We start from the raw sequence: 26,223 nt of genomic DNA on the forward strand, positions 1-26,223 counted from the left end.
GGTGTGGGGGTGCGGGGTGCTCGCGGGGACCGAGAAAGGGAAGAGTCAGATATTCAGAAGCAGACATTTCATACTCCCGCAGAGCTCTCGGGTGGGGCTATGGCGATCTATCTGTCTTTGAATGTCTGACTTTGGAAAGTTTCCTCACGCGTCTTACCTCCGTAGCCGACACCGGATGGAACCCAGGCGCTGAGGCGGCCGTCTAACACAGGTATGGGGACAGATCGGAGAAATCAGGTGGCCGTTGCTGCAGAAGCGGAGCGGCGCCGCGACCTCGCGCGCCAGATCATCGATACGCGCCGGGTTTTCCACACGGATCGCGACATGTGGAAGGCGATGGCGTCCGATGCATTGAGGCAACTCTCACCGCAGCTCTACTACCCGGTGGCCCTGTGGAATCAGCTTCCCTGGTACGAGCGCAGGTTCCTCCTGACGGTGGCTGCCGGACGCAACTGTCACTCGGCGGTGCTTGTCGGAAGATCTGCGGCGCGGGTGAATGGGATGTGGGTCGTCGCCCTGACGGGCGAGAAAGTGGAATTGGCCAGCACCAGCCGGTGGATCGCCCCCTCAGTCAGGCGTAACCCGGAATACGAAGCGCGCCACTTCCGGCTCGCGGAAAAGGACACGTACGCGGGCGAAGGGTACCGCGCCACCCGCTTGACGCGCACCGCGATTGACATCGCCCGACTTCACGGCTTCGCGGAGGGGTTGATCGCTTTCGACTGGCTGTTGCGCGCGGGCGCGGAGCGGCGGTCAGTAGGGCGCGCCATCGCTTCCATGGGGCGGGTGAAAGGGAATGCCCTCGCCAGGAGATGCCTCCGCCACGCCACGGCGCTGTCAGAGTCGCCGTTCGAGTCCCTGGCCCGCGCGCTGCTCATAGAGGCGGGGTTCGACCCGCAGCCGCAGCACAGCGTCGGCGCGTACCGGGCGGATCTGGCGATAGACGGGTGGCTGCTGATCGAGATCGACGGCGACAGCAAGTACGAGGAGGACACGGCGGAGACCATCAAGCGCGAAAACGACAGGAAGAAGCGCATCGAGAACCAGGGCTACAAAATCCTGCGTTACCGGCCGGCCGAGCTCCTCGCGAACCCGACCGATTTCGTCAGCGACGTCGAAGCAGCCCTACACCACCAGCGTCAGCTGGGAGCCTGACACCTCCACCGCGAACCCCGCCGCAGACGCCACCGAAGCGACCGACTCCACCGACGTGCACTCGGGCCCGCAGGCCAGCGCGCGCGCCAGCTCGCCCTTGTACTGCTTGTTGAAGTGGCTGACCACCTTGCGCACGCCGTCGACCTCGGTTTCCACCCGCACGGTCGCGGCGCCGGGCACCGGGCCCAGGGAGTGGTAGGCCCCGGAGCGCATGTCCACCACGAAGCCCAGCTCGGAAAGAACTTCGCTTATCGACGCCCCCCAGCGAGCCCTCATCGTCGGCACCGTGCCAGACCGGGTGGGCAGCTTGGACCCGCCGGAGAGGGCGTCGTAAAGCACTCCCGTGTAGCGGTGGATCGCGGGCATGGTGGGGGCGCTGCGAAGCGTGAGGTTCTCCTCGGCCTCCGCGCGCTTCGACGCTGGGATCTTCAGTGCGGTCACCATGGCGTCGACAGGCAGTGCCGCGAGGTCGTCCATGATCTCCCCGCGCACCGGATCCAGGGCGGGGAAAGAGACCGACATCGGCTGGTCAGAGCCGCCCGGAGCTTTGGTTTCGGAAGGCGGGAGGAGGATGAGCATGCCGAATACCCTAGCGCTAAGATAACCCGCATGATTACACGCCTTTCCGAGCTGTTCCTGCGCACGCTGCGCGAAGATCCGGCGGACGCCGAAGTGCCCTCCCACAAGCTTCTCGTCCGCGCGGGCTACGTCCGCCGCGCGGCCCCGGGCGTGTACTCCTGGCTCCCGCTCGGCCTGCGCACGCTGCGCAAGATCGAGGGCGTGGTGCGCGAGGAAATGGACCGCATGGGCGCCCAGGAGCTGCTCTTCCCGGCGCTTCTGCCTCGCGAGCCCTACGAGGCGACGAACCGCTGGACCGAGTACGGCGACGACCTGTTCCGCCTCAAGGACCGCAAGGGCGCGGACATGCTGCTCGGCCCGACCCACGAAGAGATGTTCACCGCCGCGGTGAAGGACCTGTACTCCTCGTACAAGGACTTCCCGGTCACCCTGTACCAGATCCAGACGAAGTACCGCGACGAGGCGCGCCCCCGCGCGGGCATCCTGCGCGGGCGCGAGTTCCTGATGAAGGACTCCTACTCCTTCGACATGTCCGACGCCGGCCTCGACGAGTCCTACGCCAAGCACCGCGCCGCCTACCAGCGGATCTTCGACCGCGTGGGCATCCGCTACGAGATCTGCAAGGCGACCTCGGGCGCGATGGGCGGCTCCGCCTCCGAGGAGTTCCTGGCGTACTCCGACAACGGCGAAGACACCTTCGTCGTCTCGACCGCCGGCGACTTCGCCGCCAACGTGGAGGCCGTGGTCACCGTGGCTCCCGAGCCCGCGCCGATCGAGGGCCAGCCCGAGGCCGTCGAGCGCGAGACCCCGAACGCGGAGACCATCGAGGCGCTCGTCGCCTGGGCCCGGGCCAACGGCATCGACGCGCAGGCCGCCGACACCCTGAAGTGCATGGTGATCAAGATCGACGACCCGCGCGCGCTGACCGAGGAGGGTGAGCCGTTCGGCCCGCAGCTCGCAGCCGTGCTCATCCCGGGCGACCGCGAGCTCGACGAGAAGCGCCTCGAGGCCTCCCTCGAGCCGGCGACGTTCGAGCTGGCGGGTGAGGAGGACTTCGCCAAGCATGACTTCCTGGTCAAGGGCTACGTCGGCCCGCGGGCGCTGGCCGCCAACGGCGTGAAGGTTTACGCGGATCCGCGCGTGGTCACCGGCTCGTCGTGGATCGCCGGCGCCGACAAGCACGGCCACCACGTGCTCAACCTGGTCGCCGGCCGTGACTTCGAGGTCGACGGCTTCGTCGAGGCAGCGGAGATCCGCGAGGGCGACCCCTCGCCCAGCGGCAACGGCACCGTCAAGCTGGCCCGCGGCATCGAGCTGGGCCACATCTTCCAGCTCGGCCGCAAGTACACCGAGGCGATGGACGTGCAGATCCTCGACGAGAACGGCAAGCGCGCCACCCCGACCATGGGTTCCTACGGCATCGGCGTGTCCCGCATGATGGCGGTCGTCGCCGAGCAGCTTCACGACGACAAGGGGCTCGTCTGGCCGGTCGAGATCGCCCCCTACCAGGTCCACGTGGCCGTGGCGAACAAGGACACCGCCGCCATGGAGGCCGGGGCGCGGCTCGTCGAGGAGCTCGACGCCGCCGGCATCGAGGTGCTCTTCGACGACCGCCCGAAGGTCTCCCCGGGCGTGAAGTTCAAGGACGCCGAGCTGCTCGGCATGCCCTTCGCTGTGATCCTCGGCCGCGCCTTCGCCGAGGGCAAGGTCGAGCTGCGGATCCGGGGCGGCGAGACGCTCGAGGTGGAGGCCGGGGAGGTCGTCGAGAAGCTGCGCGGCCTCATCGCCTCCTAGCGGGCCACCAGAACCTCCCGCCCAGCAGCTGCACGGCTGCCGGGACCACGAGGGTGCGCACCACGAGGGTGTCCAGCAGGACGCCCAGGAAGATCACGATGCCGATCTGGGCCAGCACCACCAGCGGTAGGACGCCCAGCGCCGCGAAGACCGCGGCGAGCAGGATGCCCGCGGAGGTGATGACCCCGCCGGTGGTGGACAGCGCCCGCAGGATCGCGGACCGCGTCCCGTGGGACTGGGCCTCCTCCCGCGCGCGGGTGACCAGGAAGATCGTGTAGTCGATGCCGAGGGCGACGAGGAACACGAAGGTATAGAGTGGGGCGGCGGAATCGAATCGCTCGAAGCCGAACAGGTGGTGGGACGCCCACCAGCCCGCCCCGAGGGCCGCGCCGTTGGTGAGCAGCACTGAGGCCGTCATGATCAGCGGCGCGACGAGCGAGCGCAGCACCACGACGAGGCTCAGCAGGATGAGCAGCAGGACGGTGGGGAAGATCAGCGCGCGGTCCTGCCCGGCGGCGACCTCGGTGTCGTAGAGCTCCGCGTCGGGGCCGCCGACCTTGGCGTCCAGGCCACCAAGGGCGGCGCGGATCTCCTCGGTGTCGCCGCCGGAGACCTGCAGGACGCCCTCGCCGGGGGTGACGCTCAAACCGGCGTCCTCGAGGGCGGTCGTGGCCTCCTCGGGGGAGGGGGTGACCACAATCGCCGGGGTGGCCGAGGACTCGGGGAACTTCTCCCCGAGCTCCTCGGCGGCGGAGATGGACTCGGGGGTGTCGATGAACTGGTCGGCCTGGGTCAGCCCCGTGTTGATCTGCAGGATGCCGAGACACATCACGCCCAGCGCGAGCAGGGAGGTGGCCAGGATCGCCCGCGGCTTCGCCGCCACGAAGGAGCCCACGCGGTCGAAGAGGCGGTGCTCCGCCTCCTCGCCGACCTGCGGAGTGCGCGGCCAGAAGATCCAGCGGCCGAACAGCGCGAGCACGCCCGGCAGGACGAACGCGCCGAAGAAGAGGGCCACCGCCACGCCGAAGGCCGCCGCGACACCGAGGGAGCGCGTCGTCGGGGTGTGCGAGAGCAGCAGGCACAGCACGCCGAGGACAACGGTGAGCGCGGAGGCGCTGATCGCCCTGACCGTCGGCAGCCAGGCGCGCGCCATCGCCTCGAAGCGGTCCTCGTGGGAGGCCAGCTCGTCGCGGTAGCGGGAGATGAGCAGCAGCGCGTAGTTCGTGCCCGCGCCGAACACGAGCACGGAGAGGATCCCTCCCGTCGACTCGTTCCAGGCCATCCCGAGCGCGTCGAGCACGCGCGGGTAGAGGGTGGCCACGAGCCGGTCGGCCACGCCGATGACCAGCAGGGGAATGAGCCAGAGGACGGGGGAGCGGTAGGTGAACACCAGCAGCACGGCGACGATGGCGGCGGTGACCGCCAGCAGCTTCACGTTCGCCCCCGAGAACACCCCGGAGAGGTCTGCGGAAATGGCGGCCGGGCCGGTCACCTGCGCCTGCACGCCTGCGGGGAGGTCGGAGGAGGCGTCCCCGCGCAGCTCGGCGACGCGGTCCACGTTGTCCAGCAGGGACTCGTACGCGACCTCGACGGGCACGATGGCGGCGTCCATCGCCTCGTTGGGGATCAGCGGCCCGCCCAGCTCCTCCGCCTTCGGACCCAGCTGGGCGAAGGTGTCCGGGCTGAGCCCGGTGAACAGCACCACCGCGGCGGAGCCGCCCGCTCCGTCACCGCCGCCCTCGGCGCGCTTGGCAGCGACCTCCGTGGAGTCGAAACCGTCCGGGAGCATGGCGGTGGGGGACTGGGGCGCCTCGAGGGGGCCGAGGGAAATGAGGAAAACGGCGAGGCCGACGAGGGCCAGGGATGCCCACCTGAGCAGGCGGACGGCACGGGAAGTCACGGGGAGGGCTTCTTTCAGAGCGGGGTCGGTGCCCTTACCCTACGCGCCGCCTCAGATGCTGCCCCGCTGCGCCTGCGCCGCCAGCGCGATCGCCGCCGTCATCCAGGGTGCCGTCGAGGCGCCTGCGGCGGTAGCGCGCCACTCGGCCACCAGGCACTCCTCCATCTCGTCGACGAGTGCCGCGGCCTGCTCGGAATCGGCGGGCTCCGGGCGCCCGCTGAACTCGTAGCCGGGGGCGGGGACGGGGATCTCGCCCGAGGCGGCCAGGAGGCCGGTCAGGTAGTCGCGGCGCTGCTCCGCCGCCTCGCCAAGCGCATCGATGCGCGCGGAGAGATCCGCGTCCGCGTAGGAGGAGGCGAGTCCGAGTGCGTACTCAACGGCGAACTCGCGGCGCAGCATCTCGCGCGCGGCCTCGAGGTCGGCCGTGTCCGCCACCGTGACTGGGGGCAAATTGACCGGCTGGAGGGCGGTGGCGTCGACGGCCTGCGCGACCACGAGGTCGACGGACTCGTCCGGCAGAGAGGAGACGGCTCGGGCCGCCCCCTCCGCGGCGCTTCCGGTCAGCGCGCCGACGTCGGGGGCGCCGGCGGCCTCGCCGGGGCCGCGCTCCACCTCGCACGTCGCCGGGGGCGCACCGGCAGCGTCGGTGCCGCAGAGGCGGGTGATCTCGTCGTAGAGCTGCGCGGCCTGGCGGGAGCGGAGTTCGGCCGCTGGGGCGTCGTGAAGCGAGAGCGAATCCGCCTCCGCCTGGCGGGCGAGCGCGAGGACCTCGCCGTTGGGGCGCGGCCCGGCGATGTCCATCACCGAGCACGACGCGAGCGCGAGGCACGCCGGAACGAGCGCGAGGCGGGAGATCTTCACGCCGGAAACCGTACACGATAGGCTGGACAACATGGCATTTCCCGCAGCTGAGACCCTCACCGACCTGATTCGCCCCGTCGCGCAACGCAGCGGGATGGACGTGGAAAACGTCCGCACCGTCAAGGCGGGGAAGAAATCGCAGGTGGTGGTGGCCCTCGACTCCGACACGCGCCCCACCCTCGACGAGCTCGAGGCGGTATCCAACGAGATCAGCGAGCTTTTCGACGCCCACGAGGCCGCCGGGGACCTCAACTTCGGCGCCGGCTACACCCTGGAGGTGACCACCCCCGGAGTCGACCTGCCGCTGACGCAGCCGCGCCACTTCCGGCGCAGCCACGGCCGCAGGATCAAGGTCGGGCAGGGCCTCTACCGCGTCGGCGCGCTCGACGCCGAGGAGGCGAACGTGGTGCTGGTGAGCTCCGGCACCGCGCTGCCTCAGGTGCACGTCCGCGCGGTTTCCGATCTGGCGGGCGCGGTGGTAGAAGTTGAATTCAACAACCCGCCGGCTGCGGAGATCGAGCTGGCGGAGAAGTCGTACGACGAGGCCGTGACGCTGGTCTCCGATGGAGAGGAAAACAAGTGAATATTGACCTGAGCGCGCTGCAGACCATCGAGAAGCAGCACGGCATCGGGGTGGACGACCTGCTCACCACAATCGCCGAGGCCCTCCTGTGGGCGTACCGCGACTACCGCGAGGCCCCGCCCGCGGACAACGAGAAGGCGCGCGTGGACATCGACACTGAGACGGGCGACGTGGCGGTCATCCTCAGCACCCTCGGCGAGGACGGGGAGGTCCTGAGCGAAGCGGATGTCACCCCGGTGAACTTCTCCCGCGTCGGCGCGCTGGCGGTGCGCGACGCCATCGTCAAGCGCATGCGCGAGGCCGAGGCGGGCCGGGTCTTCTCCGAGTACTCCGAGTTCGAGGGCAAGGTGGTCTCGGGCGTCGTGCAGCGCGACGCGAACGCGGAATCCCGCGGCATCATCGTGGTCCAGCTCGGCACCGAGCAGGACCCGCAGGACGGCATCCTCCTGCCGGCGGAGCAGATCCCCGGCGAGCGCCTCAAGCACGGCGACAGGGTCAAGGCCTACGTCGTCGGCGTGAACAAGGGGGACCGCAAGGTCCAGGTCAACCTCTCGCGCACCCACCCCGAACTGGTCCGCGGCCTGTTCGCACTCGAGGTCCCGGAGGTCGCCGACGGCACCGTCGATATCGTCTCCATCGCCCGCGAGGCGGGCCACCGCTCGAAGATCGCCGTGAAAGCCAACGTCAAGGGCGTCAACGCCAAGGGCGCCTGCATCGGCCCGCGCGGCGCCCGCGTCTCCACGGTGATGAAGGAGCTCGGCGGCGAGAAGATCGACATCATCGACTACTCCGAGGACCCGGCGCAGTACGTCGGCAACTCCCTCGCTCCGTCGAAGGTCGTGCGCGTCGAGGTGCTCGACCGCGAGGCGCAGCAGGCGAAGGTGACCGTCCCCGACTACCAGCTCTCCCTGGCCATCGGCAAGGAGGGGCAGAACGCCCGTCTCGCCGCGCGCCTGACGGGTTGGAAGATCGACATCCACTCCGACGCAGCGCAGTAGGGCTCCTGCGGGCGTCACCCCGGGGGAAGTACACAATCCCCGCGAAGTGGCGTAAGGTTAACTGCGGCTTAAAACACGCTGACCGCGTCGAGCGGCGCGAGGCAGAGCAGAAGTGGAATAGCTCAACGCCGCAGGGCGTTGGCAGAAAGGACGTGGATGAACTCGAGCGCACAGCCCAACGTGGCGCGCACGACTCCCGTCCGAACCCGCACCTGCATTGCCTCACGCCGTACGGCGCACGACTCGCAGCTGCTGCGCGTTGTCGCCGACCCGTCCAGGTCGGGGCGCGTGCTGGCAGACCCGTCGCGCTCGCTGCCCGGGAGGGGAGCGTGGATCACCCCGACGTGGGAAGCGTTCGAGCTGGCGGAGAAACGGCAGGCATTCGCCCGCGCCCTCCGCATGTCCGCCCCGGTGGACTTAGGTCATGTACGGACGTACCTCGCGAGCGTCTCGGGAGACCCACACGAAATAAGGAAGACCGAACACTGATGAGTACGCAGCGATGAAGCAGCATCAGCGATGAAAGTCACTGACAACGTCTAGGGGTCGTCAGCCTCAGTAGCCTTCTGCGGCGGCTGGCCCTCTAGCAACAACCAAGAGGAGACACGTGCCCGGAAAGCTACGCGTTCACGAACTGGCAAAACAGCTCGGCGTAACAAGTAAGGAACTGCTCGCCACGCTCAAGGAGCAGGGTGAGTTCGTCAAGACCGCATCGTCCACCATCGAACCGCCGGTGGTGAAAAAGATGAAGGCCTTCTACGGGGAGAAGTCCGGCGATTCCGCCGACGCCAAGCCCCGCAAGGCTGCGCCCAAGCCGGGTGCGCCGAAGCCCGCTCAGGCGGGCCAGGCCGCCCCGGCGGCGCAGCCCAAGCCCGCGGGCAGCGCCCCGAAGCCGGGCGCTCCCAAGCCCGCGCAGGCCACCCCTGCGGCGCAGCCCAAGCCCGCCGGTAACGCCCCGAAGCCGGGCGCAGCGAAGCCGGCGCAGCCGAGGCCGGCCCAGGCCGCCCCGGCGGCGCAGCCCAAGTCCGCGGGCAACGCCCCGAAGCCGGGCGCCTCCAAGCCCTCGCAGCCGAAGCCGGCCGCGCCGAAGCCCGCGTCCGCCAAGGGCGGCGCGACGCCGGGTTCCATGCCGCGCCCGATGCCGAAGCCGGGCGGGCGCCCGCGTGTGGCGAACAACCCCTTCTCCTCCAACACCGGCGGCGGCCGTCCGGCTCCCCGTCCGGGCGGTGGCCGCGGTGGCGCCGGTGCTGCTGGCGGCCGCGGACGCAGCCCCGCCCAGGGCGGCGCACGCCCCGGCGGCGAGCGCGGTGGGCAGGGGCAGCGCCCCGCACCCCGTCCGGGCGGCGGCCGTCGACCCACCCCGGGTGACATGGCTCCGAACCCAGCCCAGATGCCGGCGAAGGCAGCCGGCGCTGGTCGCGGCCGCGGTGGCCAGGGCGGCCCCGGCGGCGGACGCGGCCGTGGCCCCGGTGGACCGAACCAGGGCGGCGGTTTCCGTGGTCGCGGCGGCCGTCGCGGTGGCACCGCAGGTGCGTTCGGCCGTCCGGGCGGCGCGCCCGGTCGCGGGCGCAAGTCGAAGCGTCAGAAGCGCCACGAGTACGAGGAGCTGCACGCACCGAACGTCGTCGGCGGCGTCCGCCTGCCCGACGGCGGCGGCAAGACCGTGCGCCTGCGCCAGGGTGCTACCCTGACCGACTTCGCCGAGAAGATCGGTGCCGAGGCGTCGAGCCTGGTCCAGGCCCTGTTCAACCTGGGCGAGATGGTCACGGCCACGCAGTCCGTGCCGGAGGAGACCCTGCAGATCCTGGGTGCGGAGATCAACTACGACGTCCAGATCGTCTCCCCGGAGGACGAGGACCGCGAGCTGCTCGAGTCCTTCGACCTGCAGTTCGGCGAGGACGAGGGCACCGACGAGGACCTCGCACACCGCCCGCCGGTGGTGTCCGTCATGGGCCACGTCGACCACGGCAAGACCCGCCTGCTCGACTCGATCCGCCGCGCCAACGTCGGTTCCGGCGAGGCCGGCGGCATCACCCAGGGCATCGGTGCGTACCAGACCACCGTCACACTGGAGGACGAGCCGCGCACGATCACCTTCCTGGATACCCCGGGCCACGAGGCGTTCACCGCCATGCGTGCCCGCGGTGCGAAGTCGACCGACCTGGCCATCCTGGTCGTGGCCGCTGACGACGGCGTCATGCCGCAGACGGTGGAGGCGATCAACCACGCCAAGGCGGCGGACCTGCCGATCGTGGTCGCCGTGAACAAGGTGGATAAGCCGGAGGCTCAGCCGGAGAAGATCCGCGGCCAGCTCACCGAGTACGGCCTCGTGCCGGAGGAGTACGGCGGAGACACCATGTTCATCGACATCTCGGCGAAGCAGGGCACGGGCATTGACGACCTCCTCGAGGCCGTCCTGCTCACGGCCGATGCCGCGCTGGATCTGCGGGCCAACCCGGACATGGACGCCCAGGGCATCGCCATCGAGTCCCACCTCGACCGCGGCCGCGGCCCGGTCTCGACGGTCATCGTGCAGCGCGGTACCCTGCGCGTCGGCGACTCCATCGTCGTCGGCGGCAATTACGGCCGCGTGCGCCGCATGGTCGACGAGTGGGGCAACGACGTGGAGGAGGCGGGTCCGTCCCGCCCGGTGCAGGTGCAGGGCCTCAACGGCGTGCCCGGCCCCGGCGACAACCTCCTGGTTGTCGAGGACGACCGCGTCGCCCGCCAGATCGCCGCTCAGCGCGACGCCCGCATGCGCTCCGCCATGCAGGCCCGCACGAAGAAGCGCGTCTCCCTGGAGAACCTGGACCAGGCGCTCAAGGAGACGAGCCAGCTCAACCTCATCCTCAAGGGCGACAACGCGGGTTCCGTGGAGGCCCTGGAGGAGGCGCTGCTCAAGATCGAGGTCGACGACGAGGTCGAGGTCAACATCATCGACCGCGGCGTCGGTGCCGTCACCCAGACCAACGTGGTGCTCGCCGCGGCCTCGGACGCCGTCATCGTCGCGTTCAACGTGCGCGCCGAGGGCAAGGCGACCGAGGAGGCAAACAGCGAGGGTGTGGAGATCCGCTACTACTCGGTGATCTACAAGACCATCGAGGACGTGGAGAACGCCCTGAAGGGCATGCTCAAGCCGATCTACGAGGAGCGCGAGATCGGTTCCGCGGAGATCCGCCAGATCTTCAAGGCGTCCTCCGTCGGCCTCATCGCCGGCTGCATGGTCACCGACGGCAAGGTCCGCCGCAACGCCAAGTGCCGCCTGGTGCGCGACGGCAACGTTGTCACCCCGGACGCGACGATCCAGTCGCTGCGCCGCGAGAAGGACGACGTCACCGAGGTGGACAAGGGCTACGAGTGCGGCATGGTGCTGTCCTACCCGGACATCCAGGTCGACGACGTCATCCAGGTCTACGAGATGGTCGAGGTCCCGCGCACCTAGGAGCATGTGTGGCGACGCCCCATGGGGCGTCGTGAAGCACAGGCCCCGTTTCCCACTGGGAGCGGGGCCTTCGCCGCCCACCCGCGTGCCTTCGGCCCGGCGGGCGGGCTGTAGGATAGCCGGGGAAACGACCCGCCCGTGTAAAGGAGCTTGAGATGGCTGAGAATCCTCGTGCCCAACGTCTGGCCAAGCGCATTCAGGAGATCGTGGCCCGCGCGATCGAGCGTCAGGTCAAGGACCGCCGCCTCGAGCTGGTGACCATCACCGACGTCCGCGTGACGGGCGACCTGCACGACGCGACGGTGTACTACACCACCCGCGGCCGAGAGATCGACGACGAGCCCGACTACGCCCAGGCGGCCGAGGCGCTGCACCGGGCGCGCGGGCAGATCCGCAAGATCGTCGGCGACGAGCTGGGTGTGCGCTTCACCCCGACGATCGCCTTCGAGCAGGACACCGTCCCCGAGGCCTCGGCGCGGATGGAGGAACTGCTCAACCGGGCGCGCGAGCGCGACGCGGAGCTGGCGAAGCTGCGCGCCAACGCCACCCCGGCGGGGGAGGGCAACCCCTACAAGAACACCGAGCTGTAGCGCCCGGGCCTGCACATGGAGCGCTTCCTCTTCCCCGAGCTCGACGCCGCGTTCGCCGACGCCGCGCGCCTGCTTGACGACGCCACCTCCGTCGCCGTGATCACCCACATCAAGCCGGACGCCGACGCCGTCGGCTCCGCGTGCGGCTTGGCGGCGGGGCTGCGCCGGGCGGGCAAGCGGGCCCGGGTGTTCATCGGGCAGAGCTCCCCGCACCCGTCCAACCTCGATTCAGTGCCCGGCGTGGGGGAGATCGCCTACACCGGGAAGCTGCCCGAGGCGGACCTGGTGGTCACCGTCGACTGCGCCTCCGTCGACCGCACCGGCGCGTTCATGGGACACCTGGTGGAGAACAGGGAATCGGTCCTGGTGATCGACCACCACGAGACCAACCCCGGCTTCGGCGGGGCGAACCTCATCGTTGACGCGGAATCCACGACCATGCTGGTGCGCGAGATCCTCGCCCACATGGGCGTGGTCCTCGACGCCGAGATCGCGCACTGCCTGTACGCGGGCCTGGTCACCGACACCGGAAACTTCCGCTGGGGCACCCCGCGCATGCACGCGATGGCGGCCGAGCTCATGGGGTACGGCCTGGACACCAGGGAGATCGCCCTGCGGCTGATGGACGCCATGAGCCCGGAGGACCTCCGCCTGCTCGGGGTGGTGCTGGCCGGGATGGAGAGTACGAGTGCCAACGGGTATTCCGTGTGCGTGTTCACCATCGACTCGGACGTGCTCGAGCGGATGAGCCAGTCCGCGGTGGAGGCCGTGATCGACTACGCGCGCTCCCTCGAGGGCAGCGACGTCGGTGTGGTGCTCAAGGAGCAGGGCAGGGGGCGCTGGAGCGTCTCTCTGCGCTCGACCAGCCTCGACGTCTCCCGCGTCGCCCAGCGCCTCGGCGGCGGCGGGCACATCCCGGCCGCCGGGCTGAGCGCGGGCGGCACCCGCGAGGAGGTCGTCGGGCGGATTTTGGGTGAGATGTACTAGATGGCGGGCGCACCAACGGATGTGAGCGCCCGCCGGATCCTGGCGCTCGCGCTGCCCGCGCTGGGCGTGCTGGCGGCCAACCCGCTCTACCTGCTGCTGGACACCGCGGTGGTCGGCAGGCTCGGCACCGCCGAGCTCGCCGCGCTGGCCGCGGGCACGGCGGTGCAGTCGACGGTGACTACGCAGCTGACCTTCCTGTCCTACGGCACCACCGCCCGGGCCTCGCGGCTGTTCGGGGCGGGCAAGCGCGACGCCGCGGTGGCCGAGGGCGTGCAGGCGACGTGGGTGGCGGTGCTGGTCGGCTGCGCGCTGGCGGCGCTGGTGTGGGCCTTCGCCCACCCGGTCGCGCTGTTTCTCACCAACGACGCCGGCGCCGCAGAGGCGGCGGTGCGCTGGATGCGCGTGGCCGCCTTCGCCATCCCCCTGACGCTTGTGATCATGGCCGGAAACGGGTGGCTCCGCGCGGTGCAGAACACCCGGCTGCCGCTCGTGCTCACCCTGTGCGGGCTCGTGCCCGGGGCGGTGGCCCTGCCCCTGCTCGTGGGCCGGTTCGGCCTCGTCGGCTCCGCGGCGGCGAACTTGCTCGGGATGGGGATCACCGCCTCGCTCTTCCTCCTGGTGCTCGCGCGGGAGCACACCGGGGCCTGGGGCCCACGCTGGGAGGTCATCCGCAGCCAGCTCGCCCTGGGCCGCGACCTCATCCTGCGCTCCCTGTCCTTCCAGGTGTCCTTCCTCGCCGCCGCGGCCGTGGCGGGCAGGTTCGGGGTGGCCTCGCTGGCCGCCCACCAGATCATGCTCCAGCTGTGGAACTTCCTCACGCTGGTGCTCGACTCGCTGGCCATCGCCGCGCAGACGCTCACCGGCGCCGCGCTCGGGCGGGGCAGCGCCGCCGAGGCCCGGCGCGTGGGGACCCAGGCGACTGGCTTCTCCGTCGCCTTCTCCCTCGTCCTCGCCGGGGTCTTCCTCGTGCTCGGCGGGCCGATCCAGCGCATCTTCACGGCGGACACGGCCGTCCTCGACGCGCTCGTGGTCCCGTGGTGGCTGCTCATCGCGATGATCGGTGCGGGAGGGGTGGTCTTCGCGCTCGACGGCGTGCTGCTCGGCGCGGGCGACGCCGCCTTCCTGCGCAACCTGACCATGGGCGCCGTGCTGCTGGGCTTCTTACCGCTCACCGGGGCCGCCCTCTACTTCGGATGGGGGCTGGCGGGGATCTGGGCGGGGCACCTGGCGTCGGTGCTGCTGCGCCTCGGTGGCGTCGTGAAGCGGTTCGGCTCCATGCGGTGGGCGACCGTGGGTGAGAAGCGGGCGTAGCGCTCGCCCTGTGCTACCAATAGGAGAATGACCACCACGTTGTGGGCTGTGGCGGATCTGCATGCGGCGGTGAAGGCGAACGGCCCAAAGATTGAGGCGATCCAGCCGTCGGACCCGTCCGATTGGCTCATCGTCGCCGGAGACGTGGCCGAGAAGTTCGACCTCATCGTGCGCGTCATGGCGGAGCTGGCCGGGCGCTTCGACACCGTCATCTGGGCACCGGGCAACCACGAGCTGTTCTCCCGTTCGGCGGACCGCTACCGGGGACGGGAGAAGTACGCGGCCCTCGTCCAGGCGATGCGCGAACTCGGGGTGCACACCCCGGAGGACACCTACCCGGTCTTCGACGGGGTGACCGTGGTGCCCCTGTTCACCCTCTACGACTACTCCTTCCGCGGTGCCGGCATGTCCGTCGACGAGGCGGTCTCTGCGGCGCGCGAGAAGAACATCATGATGACCGACGAGTTCGCCATCGCGCCCTTCGTCGACGTCCGCGCCTGGTGCTGGGACCGCCTCGCCTACACCACCAGGCGGCTCTCGCGCATCGAGGGGCCCACGATCCTGGTCAACCACTGGCCGCTCGTGCAGGAGCCGATCATGCGGATGCGCTGGTCGGAGGTGGCGCTGTGGTGCGGGACCCGCCACACGCGCGGGTGGGCGCGGCGCTACAACGCGCGCGCCGTCGTCTACGGCCACCTGCACATGCCGGGGGTGACCACGGTCGACGGGATCGAGCACATCGAGGTGTCGCTGGGCTACCCGCGCGAGTGGCAGGGCACGCCCCGGCCCACGGCGTGGCCTTACCCGGTCATGGAGGCGGGCGCGTGATGCAGCACCTCGACCTCTTTCCCGCCCACGCGCGCTACATCTACATCCGCACGGGCGACAGCCGCGACCTGACCAACTACCGTGAGCTCCTCCCCGAGGAACAGGGGCTGGTCAGCCAGGCCGTCGACTCCCGCAAGGGCGAGTTCGGCGACGCCCGCTGGTGCGCGCACCAGGCCCTGCGCGAGCTTGGTGTCGAGACGGAGGAGGCGATACTGCGCGGCGAGCGGGGCATGCCCCTGTGGCCGGAGGGCTTCACCGGGTCGATGACGCACACGGAGGGCTTCCGCGCTGCGGTCGCTGCCCCCACGCGCCACGTCTTGTCCATCGGTCTCGACGCGGAGCCCGCCGACCGCCTGCCCGAGGAGGTGGTGGGGGAGATCGCCCGGCCGCGGGAGCTGGCGACCATCGAGAAGCTGCGCGCCGACGGGATCGACTGCGCCGACCGGATCGTCTTCTGCGCCAAGGAGGCAACCTACAAGTGCTGGTTCCCCATGACGCGGCGCTGGCTGGACTTCGGCGAGGCGGAGATCGACATCCGCCCCGACGGGACCTTCCTGTCCTACCTGCTCGCGCGGCCGACTCCGGTGCCCTTCTTCGAGGGCCGGTGGGAGGAACGCGGCGGCTACATCGTGGCCTCGGCCTTTGTCACTCGGACGCTGGCAGCGAAGTTCGCGCGCTGAGGCGCTGAACTTCTGCAGCGCTGAGGCTCTGCAGCGCTGAGGAGTCAGAGCGTCGAGGGTCGCGCGACGAACACCGTCGCGAGGCGCTTGCCCTGCTCCTTGATCAGCGCGGCGGCCCGGCCGTCCGGGCCCACCGCGGCGTGGACGCCGCGCAGACCGCGAGGCTCGAGCCACTTGCCCATCGCCAGCGCCTCGTACTCGGCGGCGGTGACTTCAAGGACGGGCCAGGCGCGCGTCAGCGCCTCGTCGAGCGTCAGGCTGAGGCGGGGGTGTTCCTCGAGGTGGGGCAGCGGTTGGGCGTCGTCAAGCGTGAAGCTTCCCACCGTCTCGCGGCGCAGGGCCGTGAGGTGCCCGCCGACGCCGAGGTCGGCGCCGAGGTCGCGGGCCAGCGAGCGGATGTAGGTGCCGGAGGAACAGTGCACGCGCACGTCGACGTCGAGGAAGCCGTCCTCGCGGCGGAAGCCGAGGATATCGAAGGAGTGGACGGTGACCGGGCGGGCGGGCAGCTCGACCTCGACGCCCTCGCGCGCGAGCTCGTGGGCCCGGCGTCCGCCGACCTTGATCGCGGACACGGTCGAGGGGACCTGCATAATCTCGCCCGTCAGCTTCCCGACGCCCCCGCGCACCGCCTCCTCTGTGACGCCCCCCGCGTCGGCGGTGGCGGTGACCCCGCCCTCCGCGTCGTCGGTGGTGGTGGACGCGCCCAGGCGGATGGTGGCGGCGTAGACCTTGTCGTGGGCGACGAGGTGGGCGAGCAGCTTCGTGCCCCGCTCGATGCCCGCGACGAGCACGCCGGTGGCCATCGGGTCGAGGGTGCCCGCGTGGCCGACCTTGCGGGTGCCGAAGAAGCGGCGCAGGCGGGCGACGACATCGTGGCTCGTCATGCCCACCGGCTTGTCCACGACGACGATTCCGGAGCGGGAGAGGGGATCGGTCATGGTGCCACAGTATGCCGTAGTCTGTTCCCCGTGGATATTTTGCGCGGCCTGGACGAGGTGCCCGAGGGATTCGGGCAACCGGACGGAACGGTGGTGACCATCGGCGTCTTCGACGGCGTGCACAGGGGCCACCAGCTGCTCATCGGGCGGGCCGTCGACGAGGCCCGCCGCCTGGGCGTGCCGAGTGTGGTGATGACCTTCGACCCCCACCCCGTGGCCGTCTTCGCCCCCGACCGCGCCCCGAACGCCCTGCTCAGCCTGGAGGAGCGGGCGCGGCTCATCGCGTCGCTCGGGGTGGACTACCTGCTGGTCGTCGACTTCCGCGAGGAGCTCGCGGGCGACAGCCCGGAGGAGTACGTCACCGACACGCTTCTGGGTCGGCTCAATGCCAGGCGCGTGGTGGTGGGGGAGAACTTCACCTTCGGGCGCGACGCCGCCGGCACCGCCGCCACGATGGCCGAGCTGGGGCGCGACCACTGCTTCGACGTCACGATCGTCGGGCTTCTCGATGACGGCGGGGTGCGCATCTGTTCCACCGCCATCCGCCACGAGCTCGCCGAGGGCAACATCGACGTCGCGCGCGACTACATGGGCCGGCCCTTCGCGGTCACCGCGGGGATCGAGCGCGGCGCCGGCCGGGGTGGCAGGGAGCTCGGCTACCCGACGACCAACCAGTACGTCGAGGACGTCACGGCCCTCCCGGCGGACGGCGTCTACGCTGGCTGGCTGACCGTCCTGGGGGAGGAGCCCATCGAGGGCGACATGGAGCCGGGCATCCGCTACCCGGCGGCGATCTCCGTGGGCACGAACCCGACGTTCGGCGACGACCGGCGCAGCGTCGAATCCTTCATCCTCGACCGCGACGCCGACCTCTACGGCCGCACTGCGCGCGTCGAGTTCGTGGGCAAGGTGCGCGACATGGTCAAGTTCGACTCCGTCGACGAGCTCCTCGAGCACATGGCCCGCGATGTCGCCCGCACCCGCGAGATCCTGCACGTGACCGACTAACCGGAAGGACAGACCATGGCCCGCAAAGTAATCCTCGACCTCGACACCGGCATCGACGACGCCCTCGCCCTCGCCTACGCGCTGGGCAGCGAGGAGCTCGAGCTCATCGGCGTGACCGGCACCTACGGCAACGTGCTCGTCGAGGACGGTGTGCGCAACGCGCTCGCCATCCTGGAGCTGTTCGGCCGCACCGACGTGCCCGTCTTCGCCGGGCCGGGCCACGCCCGCGCCCGCGACAGCTTCGAGGTCCTCGAGATCTCCGCCTTCATCCACGGCGTCAACGGCATCGGGGAGGCAGTGCTTGACGACGCCACCCGGGCCGTCGAGGACACCCCCGCCGTCGACTTCCTCATCGAATCCGTCGAGCGCTACGGCGACGACCTGGTGATCGTGCCCACCGGCCCGTCGACGACGATCGCGGCGGCCATCGAGGCCTCGGACCACTTCGCCGACAACGCCCACATCGTCATGATGGGCGGGGCGCTGACCGTGCCCGGCAACGTCTCCGCCTGGGCCGAGGCGAACGTGAACCAGGACCCGGAGGCCACGGACGTTCTGTTCCGCCGCGCGAAGGACGTCACGATGATCGGCCTCGACGTCACCCTGCAGACGCTGCTGACCACCGCCGAGACCGCGAAGTGGGAGGCCCTGGGCACCCGCGGCGGCGATTTCCTCGCCGCCGCGACGAACTACTACATCAAGGCCTACGAGACGACTGCGCCGCACCTCGGCGGTTGCGGCCTGCACGACCCGCTGGCCGTCGCCGTCGCGATCGATCCCTCGCTGGTGACGCTGCTGGACATCAACATGAAGACCGACACGGAGGGTCCGACCCGCGGGCGCACGATCGGCGACGAGACCCGTCTCAACGACCCGGTCAAGACCGCCCACGTGGCCGTCGCCGTCGATGCCCCGCGCTTCCTCGCGGAGTTCATGGACCGCCTGACCGCCATCGCGGCCTCGACCGACTGAGCGGCGATTTTGGGGCCCCGCCCCGGTTTGGTACTCTGAACCCTCGGCTCAGGGCATCGACGAGCGACTGCGGTTCGCAGCAGTCCGGCCCGCACGCTGATTCATGGAATGCGAACTGAAATAACAAGGAGAACCTCATGGCGCTGACCACTGAGAAGAAGTCTGAAATCCTCAAGAACTACGGCCTGCACGAGACCGACACCGGCTCCCCCGAGGCCCAGGTTGCCCTGCTCACCGAGCGCATCAACAACCTCACCGAGCACCTCAAGTCGCACAAGCACGACCACCACTCCCGCCGCGGCCTCCTGCTGCTGGTCGGCCGCCGCCGTGGCCTGCTGAAGTACCTGCGCGAAAACAACGTCGAGCGCTACCGCGACCTGATCGCCCGCCTCGGCCTCCGCCGCTAGTCCGCGCAGTACTGCGTTTGAGTTTCACCGCCCCGCGTCCCCCGACGCCGGGCGGTTTTTCGTTTCCCGCCTGACACGTGGCCGACGCACGGGATTCATCGGGGACTAGAAGGGCAGCAGCTTCCACAGCTCGGTGGCGCAGATGTAAACGAACGCCGCCGAGATCAGCGCCATGAGGGTGTTGGCCACCCAGCCGTTGCGCCACCGCTTGGGGGTATGGCGCGAGTTGAGCAGGAGCAGGAGGGTAAGCCCGAGGAAGGGCATGAACAGCGCGCCGAGGACGCCGTAGGCGATGACGAGGGCGGTGGGCTTGCCCAGGAAGAACAGCAGCATCGGTGGGAACGTGAGCCAGAGCAGGTACCAGCGGTAGTAGCGCCCGCCGACGTGGATGTCGGCGTGGTCTGCGGGCAGGTGCTTCGCGTGCCCGACGAAGTCCGCGAACATGAGGGACACCCCGTTCCACACGCCGAGGACGGAGGAGAAGGCCGCGGCCCAGAACCCGAAGAGGAAGACCTTGGCCATGGTGGGCCCGTAGCGCTGCTCGAGAACGTCTGCCAAATCGAGCAGGCCGCGGTCGCCCTGCGAGACGGCGATGTTGGCGGAGTAGAGCAGGTCCGCCCCGATGACGAGCATGGCCGCCACGAAGATGCCGGTGACGATGTAGGCGACGGTGTTGTCCAGGCGCATCACACGCATCCACGCGGGCCCGCGCCAGTTCTTCTCGGTGAGCCAGTAGCCGTATGCGGCGAGCGTGATGGTGCCGCCGACGCCGCCGGCCAGCGAGAGCACGTAGACGAAGGAACCCTCGGGGATCGTCGGCACCAGGCCGCGGAGGATCTCCGGCAGGTTCGACAGCGACAGCGTGGCGATGCCGCAGACGGTGAGGAACATGACGCCGACGAGGACGGCGATGATCTTCTCGAAGGTGCGGTACTTTCCCAGCCAGGTGAAGATGAAGCCGAGCAGCCCGGTGAGCACCGCCCACATTTCCAGGCTGGTGCCGGGGAAGAGGGCCTTCAGGGGCATGGCCGAGGCGCTCATCGCGGCCGCGCCGTAGACGAAGCCCCAGATGATGATGTACGGCACGAAGTACCAGCTGGTCCAGCGCCCGAGCTGGCGCCACCCGTGGAACATCGTGTTGCCGGTGGCCAGGGTGTAGCGGCCGACGCCCTCGACGAGCACGATCTTCATGATCGAGCCCGCGATGCACGCCCAGAGCAGGGCGTAGCCGTACTTCTGGCCGGCGATGAGCGTGGCGACGAGGTCGCCCGAGCCGACTCCGGTGGCGGCGGCGACGAGGCCGGGACCGATGACGGACCATTTGGTGGCGGGTTCGGCGGGGGCCGGCGGGGTGGGAGCTGCGCTGCTCACGGTTCCTCCTTGCTGGGCATCGTGAATCCGGGAGCCTCGGGGGCTGCCTGCGGAAACTATGGTGGGGAAAATTATTGCTGGCTCATGTTACCGGGCGCGCGGGGCGCGAGCGGGAGAATCGGGCGAGCTGGGCGATGTGTCAAAGCGCCTGGTAAGGTTGGGTGCCGTTGCAAGGACACAGAAACGAGGGGCGGCACCGATGATCGCCCGGACACCACAGAGAGGGATCCTTTGAGCACTTTCACCCCCAAGAACACCGCCGACGTCTACGTCGACGAGGACTACGGCACGACCGAGGCCGTGGCGGTTCTGGACAACGGCGACTTCGGCTCGCGCACCATCCGCTTCGAAACCGGCCAGCTTGCGCGCCAGGCCGGCGGGTCGGTGACCACCTACCTCGATGACGACACGATGATGCTGGCCACCACCACGGCCTCGAACCAGCCCCGCGAGGGCTTCGACTTCTTCCCGCTCACCGTGGACGTCGAGGAGCGCATGTACGCCGCGGGCCGCATCCCGGGCTCGTTCTTCCGCCGCGAGGGCCGCCCGTCCACTGAGGCGATCCTGGCCTGCCGCCTCATCGACCGTCCGCTGCGCCCGACCTTTGTCAAGGGGCTGCGCAACGAGGTGCAGGTCATCATCACCGTGCTGTCGATGAACCCGGAGGAGTACTACGACGTCGTCGCCATCAACGGCGCATCCGCAGCGACGCAGCTGTCCGGCCTGCCCGTCTCCGGCCCGGTCGGCGGTGTGCGCATGGCGCTCGTCGCCGACGACAAGCACCCGGAGGGGCAGTGGGTCGCCTTCCCGAACCACGCCCAGCACGAGCGCTGCCTGTTCGAGATGGTCGTCGCCGGCCGCATCGTCGAGCGCAAGGGCAAGCCGGACGTGGCGATCATGATGGTTGAGGCGGGCGCCGGGGTGAACGTCGTCAAGCACATCGCGAACGGTGCCCCCGCCCCGACCGAGGCCACCGTCGCCGAGGGCCTCGAGGCTGCGAAGCCCTACATCCGCACCCTCTGCGAGGCCCAGGCGGCCCTGGCGGAGCAGGCGGCCAAGGACACGCAGGAGTTCCAGCTCTTCCCGCCGTACAGCGACAAGGTGTACAAGGCCGTGGAGAAGAAGGCCGCGAAGAAGCTGGCCAACCTGCTGACCATCAAGGGCAAGCAGGAGCGCGACGACGCCACGAACTCCTACATGGAGGAGGTCGAGGAGGACCTGCTCGACAAGTTCGACATCGACGATGACGACAAGGACGAGGAGCGCGCCGCCGTCAAGGAGATCCGCGCCGCCTACAACGCGCTGATGAAGTCGATCGTCCGCGAGAAGATCCTCACCGACGGCTTCCGCATCGACGGCCGCGGCACCACCGACATCCGCGACCTCGAGGTCGAGGTCGAGCTCATCCCGCGCGCGCACGGCTCCGCCCTCTTCGAGCGCGGTGAGACCCAGATCCTCGGCGTGACCACCCTGGACATGCTGAAGATGGAGCAGACCGTGGACTCCCTGTCCCCGGAGACCTCGAAGCACTACATCCACCACTACAACTTCCCGCCGTACTCCACGGGTGAGACCGGCCGCGTCGGCTCCCCGAAGCGCCGCGAGATCGGCCACGGCGCCCTCGCCGAGCGCGCCCTGCTGCCGGTGATCCCCTCGAAGGAGGAGTTCCCCTACACCATCCGCCAGGTCTCCGAGGCCCTGGGCTCCAACGGCTCGACCTCGATGGGCTCGGTCTGCGCCTCGACGCTGGCGCTCTACAACGCTGGCGTGCCGCTGGCCGCCCCGGTGGCGGGCATCGCCATGGGCCTGGTCTCCGGAGAGGTCGACGGGGAGACCGAGTACGTCACCCTGACCGACATCCTCGGCGCCGAGGACGCCTTCGGCGACATGGACTTCAAGGTCGCCGGCACGCGCGAGTTCATCACCGCGCTGCAGCTGGACACCAAGCTCGACGGCATCCCCTCCGACGTCCTCGCCGGGGCCCTCGAGCAGGCTCGCGACGCCCGCGAGGCGATCCTGGACACCATGGCCGAGGTCATCGACGGCCCCGACGAGATGAGCCCGCTGGCCCCGAAGATCACCACGATCAAGGTGCCCGTGTCCAAGATCGGCGAGGTCATCGGCCCGAAGGGCAAGACGATCAACCAGATCACCGAGGACACCGGCGCCGACGTGTCCATCGAGGACGACGGCACGATCTACGTCTCCGCCGCCTCCGGGGAGGCCGCCGACGCCGCCATCGAGCGCATCAACGGCATCGCCAACCCCCAGATGCCCAAGGTGGGGGAGCGCTACCTCGGCACCGTGGTCAAGGCGGTCGCCTTCGGCGCGTTCGTCTCGATCATGCCGGGCACCGACGGCCTGATCCACATCTCCAAGCTCGGCGGCAACAAGCGCATCGAGAACGTCGAGGACGTGGTCAACGTCGGCGACAAGATTGAGGTCGAGATCGCGGACATCGACAACCGCGGCAAGATCTCCCTGGTCCCCGTCGAGGACTAGAAAAGCCCCGCTTCACGACGCCCAGCCGACCGCCCGGTCGCGCTGGGCGTTCGCCGTTTCGCTAGCGCTGGACGTCGACGACGAGACGGGTCGGGTTCTCCAGCGTGTAGGCGCGGAACGGGCGCTGCTGGTCGACGCCGAGGATGTACTGCGTGTCGGCCTCGAACACCCCGCCGTGGGTGACGCCCTGGATGGAGCCCGCCGCGACGTCCATCGGGCCGGCCTTGATCAGGTCCTCGCGCTGGCTCAGCATGCCCATGGGGGTGCCTTGGATCATGACCTCCAGGTAAGCGTTGCCGGCCACCTCGAGCGGCAGGCCGGAGGCCTGCTGGCGCGGCTCGGGGTTGTAGCCGATGAGGAAGCCCGGCGTGCCGGTGCCCGAGTACTCGAACACAACCCGGTCGAAGCCGTCGTGGCTGCCCGCGCGGACGTCGGCGATGACCAGTTCGGCGTCCGGGCTGGGCGACTGCTGGGCGCGGTCCGTGCCGAAGGCGACGGCGGTGGTCGCCTCGTCGGCGGTGGCGGCGACGTGGGCCTGTGCGGACTGGGTCTGCGACTGCGCTTGGGTCTGGCTCTGAGTCTGGCTGTCGGCGGACGTGGTGGACGCGCGGGAGGTGTCGGGGGCGGAGGAGGGGGCGTCGCTGGGCGAGCAGGCGCTCACGCCCAGGGCGAGGGCGAGGGTGAGCGCGGCTGGGCAGAGGGTTCGTCTCATGGGCAACATAGGTCTCATAGTTCCCACTTTAACGGCCCGGGGCGGGGCGGAGGCGGAAAGCGATAGAGTGGCCGGAAAGCGATTCTTCCGAAACAGGAAGCCACGAAACAACACGTAAGGAGTAGCCATGGCCGTCAAGGTTGGAGTTCTGGGAGCCAGGGGCAGGGTCGGATCCGCGGTGGTGCAGGGCGTGCGCGCTGCGGAAGACCTGGAGCTCGTCGCCGAGATTGACCACGGCGATGCGCTCGAGGAGCTGACCGAGAAGGGCGCCGAGGTGATCGTGGACTTCACCACGCCGGGCGCGGTGATGGGCAACCTGGAGTTCTGCATCACCCACGGCATCCACTGCGTCGTCGGAACCACCGGCTTCGACGACGAGCGCTACGAGCAGGTCCGCGCGTGGCTGAAGGACAACCCGGGAGTCGGCGTGCTCATCGCGCCGAACTTCGCCATCTCGGCCGTGCTGACCATGGCGTTCGCGCGGCAGGCGGCGCCCTACTTCGAATCGGCCGAGGTGGTCGAGTACCACCACCCGAACAAGCTCGACGCTCCCTCCGGCACCGCGATCAAGACCGCGCAGGGCATCGCCGACGCCCGCCGGGAAGCCGGTCTGGGCGCGGCCCCCGACGCCACGGAGCAGAGCCTGGACGGCGCCCGCGGCTCCGACGTCGACGGTGTCCGCGTCCACGCGGTGCGCATGTCCGGCATGGTCGCGCACGAGGAGGTCATCTTCGGCACCACGGATCAGTCGCTGACCATCCGCCAGGACTCCTACGGCCGCGAGTCCTTCGTGCCGGGCGTGCTCACCGGCGTGCGCCAGGTGGACCAGCACCCGGGTCTGACGGTGGGCCTGGACACCTACCTGGGGCTGTAGCCGGTGGCCGTGGAATCCAGGGAGTCCAGCCTCGACGTCCAGCTCATCGCCGCGACCAGCTTCACGCCCCCCGCCGGTGTCGGGTGGGAGGCCGACGCGGCGGCGACGGACGCCGAGTCCATCGTGGAGTTCGCCGGGCGGGCCTGCTACGAAACCTTCGACCGGCCCAACCCGCACACGGCGACCAACGAGGCCTACCTGCACCACATCATCGACGTCGGCCACGACGCCCTCCTCGAGCACGCGACGGCGACCCTCTACGTGCGGGGACTGTCGCGGGCCGCGGGAAACGAGCTGCTGCGCCACCGCCACCTCTCGTTTTCGCAGCTCAGCCAGCGCTACGTCCACAACGGCGCGAGCGAGGTCGTGGTCCCGCCCGCGATCGCCGCGGACCCGGAGCTGCGCCAGCTGTTCCTCCGCGCGGTCGACGAGTCCCGCTTCGTCTACACGGAGCTGCTCAGGGCCCTGGAAGAGGACCCGGCGGGCGAGCAGAACTCGCTGCTGCGGAGCAAGAAGGCCCGCCAGGCGGCGCGCGCGATCCTGCCGAATGCCACGGAGACGCGCTTCGTGGTCACAGGCAACTACCGGGCGTGGCGCGAGTTCATCGCCGCGCGAGCCTCTGAGCACGCCGACGTGGAGATCCGGGGACTGGCGATCGCCTGCCTGGAGCTGCTGCGCGGCACGGCGCCGACGCTTTTCGATGACTTCCTCGTCAGCGAGCTGGCCGACGGCACGAAAATGGCCACCACCCCTTACATCCAGTGACCGCATACGGCGCGCTGGTGGCACGGCCGCCCCGGCGAGCGGGTAACCTATCTGCCTATGGGCACTTCAACGAAAGCTAACACTGGTGCTGAGATTTTCGGCACCGTCTCTGTCGCGATGGTCACTCCCTTCGATTCCCGGGGCGAGCTGGATCTGGACGCGGGGCGAAAGTTGGCTGCCCACCTCGTAGACAACGGGGTCGACTCGCTCGTGCTCGCCGGCACCACCGGCGAGTCGCCGACGACCACCCCGGCAGAGAAGATCGCGCTGCTCGAGGCTGTGAAGGAGGAGGTCGGCGACCGGGCGATCCTCGTCGCCGGGGCGGGAACGAACAACACCCGCACCTCGGTGGAGCTGGCCAAGGCATCGCGCGACGCCGGGGCGGACGCGCTGCTCGTGGTTACCCCGTACTACTCCAAGCCCTCCCAGGCGGGCCTGGTCGCGCACTACCGCGAGGTCGCCGCCGCGACCGATCTGCCGATCTGCCTGTACGACATCCCGGGCCGCTCGGGCATCCCGGTGGAGGCCGCGACGATCCGCGAGCTGGCCACCATCCCCACGATCCAGGGCCTCAAGGATGCGAAGGGCAACTTCTTCCAGGCTGCCCCGCTGATTCACGAGACCGGCCTGGCCTGGTATTCTGGCGACGATCCGCTCAACGTGCCGTGGCTGTCCGTTGGCGCCACGGGTGTTATCTCCGTTGTCGGCCATGCCGCGCCGCGTCTGCTGCGAGAAATGGTTACAAGCTTCGAGGAAGGCGACCTCGCCCGCACGCGGGAAATCAACGCCACGACCATCGATGTGCTGGCTCGCCAGCAGGCAATCCTCGGTGGTGCAACTTTTGCAAAGGCTGCCCTGCGCCTGCAGGGCATTGACGTTGGAGACCCCCGACTGCCGGTCGTTCCCGCGACCGAGGCGCAGATCGAGGATCTCCGTAGAGACATGGAAAAGGCTGGAGTCCTTTAA

General features: G+C 69.6%; 24 protein-coding genes. 18 read left to right on the top strand and 6 right to left on the bottom strand.

Features of this window, described 5'->3' with window-relative positions:
• The first annotated feature begins 237 nt into the window (after positions 1-237).
• Positions 238-1,155 carry an endonuclease domain-containing protein gene (locus DYZ02_RS00005; RefSeq protein ID WP_245945502.1) on the top strand — a complete coding sequence of 306 codons (918 nt, stop codon included), beginning with the start codon at positions 238-240 and terminating at the stop codon, positions 1,153-1,155.
• On the opposite strand, the gene yaaA is transcribed toward DYZ02_RS00005, so the two are convergent.
• The gene (gene yaaA / locus DYZ02_RS00010; protein ID WP_115684433.1) at positions 1,126-1,734 is read right to left on the bottom strand and encodes a peroxide stress protein YaaA; all 609 of its coding nucleotides are present in this window, start codon (positions 1,732-1,734) and stop codon (positions 1,126-1,128) included. The genes DYZ02_RS00005 and yaaA overlap by 30 nt on opposite strands.
• 30 nt (positions 1,735-1,764) lie before the next feature.
• Here yaaA and DYZ02_RS00015 point away from each other — a divergent pair, with 30 nt between their 5' ends.
• Complete coding sequence (locus DYZ02_RS00015; RefSeq protein ID WP_115684434.1) at positions 1,765-3,528, top strand: proline--tRNA ligase; 1,764 nt, start codon at positions 1,765-1,767, stop codon at positions 3,526-3,528.
• Here DYZ02_RS00015 and DYZ02_RS00020 read toward each other — a convergent pair.
• Positions 3,515-5,428, bottom strand: a complete 1,914-nt coding sequence (locus tag DYZ02_RS00020) for an MMPL family transporter (protein WP_245945503.1) — start codon at positions 5,426-5,428, stop codon at positions 3,515-3,517. The two genes, DYZ02_RS00015 and DYZ02_RS00020, sit on opposite strands and share 14 nt — an antisense overlap.
• Positions 5,429-5,479: 51 nt before the next feature.
• Positions 5,480-6,289: a DUF4439 domain-containing protein gene (locus DYZ02_RS00025; RefSeq protein ID WP_245945504.1), complete on the bottom strand. Its 810-nt coding sequence runs from the start codon at positions 6,287-6,289 to the stop codon at positions 5,480-5,482.
• A 31-nt stretch (positions 6,290-6,320) separates the two neighbouring features.
• Between DYZ02_RS00025 and rimP the strand changes: the two genes are divergently transcribed.
• From rimP to DYZ02_RS00070, 9 genes are all read left to right on the top strand, one after another.
• Complete coding sequence (gene rimP, locus DYZ02_RS00030; protein WP_115684436.1) at positions 6,321-6,872, top strand: ribosome maturation factor RimP; 552 nt, start codon at positions 6,321-6,323, stop codon at positions 6,870-6,872.
• Complete coding sequence (gene nusA, locus DYZ02_RS00035; RefSeq protein WP_115684437.1) at positions 6,869-7,870, top strand: transcription termination factor NusA; 1,002 nt, start codon at positions 6,869-6,871, stop codon at positions 7,868-7,870. The genes rimP and nusA overlap by 4 nt, the downstream gene beginning before the upstream one ends.
• A 156-nt stretch (positions 7,871-8,026) precedes the next feature.
• On the top strand, positions 8,027-8,359 hold the full coding sequence (locus tag DYZ02_RS00040; protein ID WP_115684438.1) for a YlxR family protein: 333 nt from the start codon (positions 8,027-8,029) through the stop codon (positions 8,357-8,359).
• Positions 8,360-8,477: 118 nt separating this feature from the next.
• Positions 8,478-11,312 (top strand): translation initiation factor IF-2, encoded by a 2,835-nt coding sequence (gene infB, locus DYZ02_RS00045; protein WP_115684439.1) that lies wholly within the window; start codon positions 8,478-8,480, stop codon positions 11,310-11,312.
• Between the two features lie 155 nt (positions 11,313-11,467).
• A complete protein-coding gene (gene rbfA, locus DYZ02_RS00050; RefSeq protein ID WP_115684440.1) occupies positions 11,468-11,902 on the top strand; it encodes a 30S ribosome-binding factor RbfA in 435 nt (144 codons plus the stop codon).
• Between the two features lie 15 nt (positions 11,903-11,917).
• Positions 11,918-12,889, top strand: coding sequence for a DHH family phosphoesterase (locus tag DYZ02_RS00055; RefSeq protein ID WP_115684441.1), 972 nt, complete (start codon positions 11,918-11,920; stop codon positions 12,887-12,889).
• Positions 12,890-14,200, top strand: coding sequence for an MATE family efflux transporter (locus tag DYZ02_RS00060; RefSeq protein ID WP_115684442.1), 1,311 nt, complete (start codon positions 12,890-12,892; stop codon positions 14,198-14,200).
• A 27-nt stretch (positions 14,201-14,227) separates the two neighbouring features.
• Positions 14,228-15,028 carry a metallophosphoesterase family protein gene (locus DYZ02_RS00065; protein ID WP_115684443.1) on the top strand — a complete coding sequence of 267 codons (801 nt, stop codon included), beginning with the start codon at positions 14,228-14,230 and terminating at the stop codon, positions 15,026-15,028.
• Positions 15,028-15,708 carry a 4'-phosphopantetheinyl transferase family protein gene (locus DYZ02_RS00070; RefSeq protein WP_115686286.1) on the top strand — a complete coding sequence of 227 codons (681 nt, stop codon included), beginning with the start codon at positions 15,028-15,030 and terminating at the stop codon, positions 15,706-15,708. The genes DYZ02_RS00065 and DYZ02_RS00070 overlap by 1 nt, the downstream gene beginning before the upstream one ends.
• A 44-nt stretch (positions 15,709-15,752) precedes the next feature.
• Here the strand turns inward: DYZ02_RS00070 and truB are convergent, their stop codons facing one another.
• The gene (gene truB, locus DYZ02_RS00075; protein WP_115684444.1) at positions 15,753-16,646 is read right to left on the bottom strand and encodes a tRNA pseudouridine(55) synthase TruB; all 894 of its coding nucleotides are present in this window, start codon (positions 16,644-16,646) and stop codon (positions 15,753-15,755) included.
• A gap of 30 nt (positions 16,647-16,676) precedes the next feature.
• On the opposite strand from truB, the gene DYZ02_RS00080 reads away from it, so the two are divergent.
• From DYZ02_RS00080 to rpsO, 3 genes are all read left to right on the top strand, one after another.
• Positions 16,677-17,654 (top strand): bifunctional riboflavin kinase/FAD synthetase, encoded by a 978-nt coding sequence (locus DYZ02_RS00080; protein WP_245945505.1) that lies wholly within the window; start codon positions 16,677-16,679, stop codon positions 17,652-17,654.
• A 15-nt stretch (positions 17,655-17,669) separates the two neighbouring features.
• Positions 17,670-18,626: a nucleoside hydrolase gene (locus DYZ02_RS00085; protein WP_115684445.1), complete on the top strand. Its 957-nt coding sequence runs from the start codon at positions 17,670-17,672 to the stop codon at positions 18,624-18,626.
• A gap of 137 nt (positions 18,627-18,763) precedes the next feature.
• A complete protein-coding gene (rpsO, locus tag DYZ02_RS00090) occupies positions 18,764-19,033 on the top strand; it encodes a 30S ribosomal protein S15 (RefSeq protein WP_115684446.1) in 270 nt (89 codons plus the stop codon).
• 105 nt (positions 19,034-19,138) lie between these two features.
• On the opposite strand, the gene DYZ02_RS00095 is transcribed toward rpsO, so the two are convergent.
• Entirely contained in the window at positions 19,139-20,404 is a 1,266-nt protein-coding gene (locus DYZ02_RS00095; RefSeq protein ID WP_115684447.1) for an Nramp family divalent metal transporter, read from the bottom strand.
• A 231-nt stretch (positions 20,405-20,635) separates the two neighbouring features.
• On the opposite strand from DYZ02_RS00095, the gene DYZ02_RS00100 reads away from it, so the two are divergent.
• Complete coding sequence (locus DYZ02_RS00100; RefSeq protein WP_115684448.1) at positions 20,636-22,906, top strand: polyribonucleotide nucleotidyltransferase; 2,271 nt, start codon at positions 20,636-20,638, stop codon at positions 22,904-22,906.
• 61 nt (positions 22,907-22,967) lie between these two features.
• On the opposite strand, the gene DYZ02_RS00105 is transcribed toward DYZ02_RS00100, so the two are convergent.
• A complete protein-coding gene (locus tag DYZ02_RS00105) occupies positions 22,968-23,618 on the bottom strand; it encodes an AMIN-like domain-containing (lipo)protein (protein WP_115684449.1) in 651 nt (216 codons plus the stop codon).
• 127 nt (positions 23,619-23,745) lie between these two features.
• Between DYZ02_RS00105 and dapB the strand changes: the two genes are divergently transcribed.
• From dapB to dapA, 3 genes are read left to right on the top strand one after another with little or no spacing between them, the layout of a single operon-like run.
• Positions 23,746-24,492, top strand: coding sequence for a 4-hydroxy-tetrahydrodipicolinate reductase (gene dapB, locus DYZ02_RS00110; protein ID WP_115684450.1), 747 nt, complete (start codon positions 23,746-23,748; stop codon positions 24,490-24,492).
• Positions 24,493-24,501: 9 nt separating this feature from the next.
• Complete coding sequence (gene thyX / locus DYZ02_RS00115) at positions 24,502-25,257, top strand: FAD-dependent thymidylate synthase (protein WP_425450986.1); 756 nt, start codon at positions 24,502-24,504, stop codon at positions 25,255-25,257.
• Between the two features lie 57 nt (positions 25,258-25,314).
• Positions 25,315-26,223: a 4-hydroxy-tetrahydrodipicolinate synthase gene (dapA, locus tag DYZ02_RS00120; RefSeq protein WP_115684452.1), complete on the top strand. Its 909-nt coding sequence runs from the start codon at positions 25,315-25,317 to the stop codon at positions 26,221-26,223.

Origin of the sequence: Corynebacterium senegalense (assembly GCF_900411315.1) — a bacterium.
Taxonomy (GTDB): Bacteria; Actinomycetota; Actinomycetes; order Mycobacteriales; family Mycobacteriaceae; genus Corynebacterium; species Corynebacterium senegalense.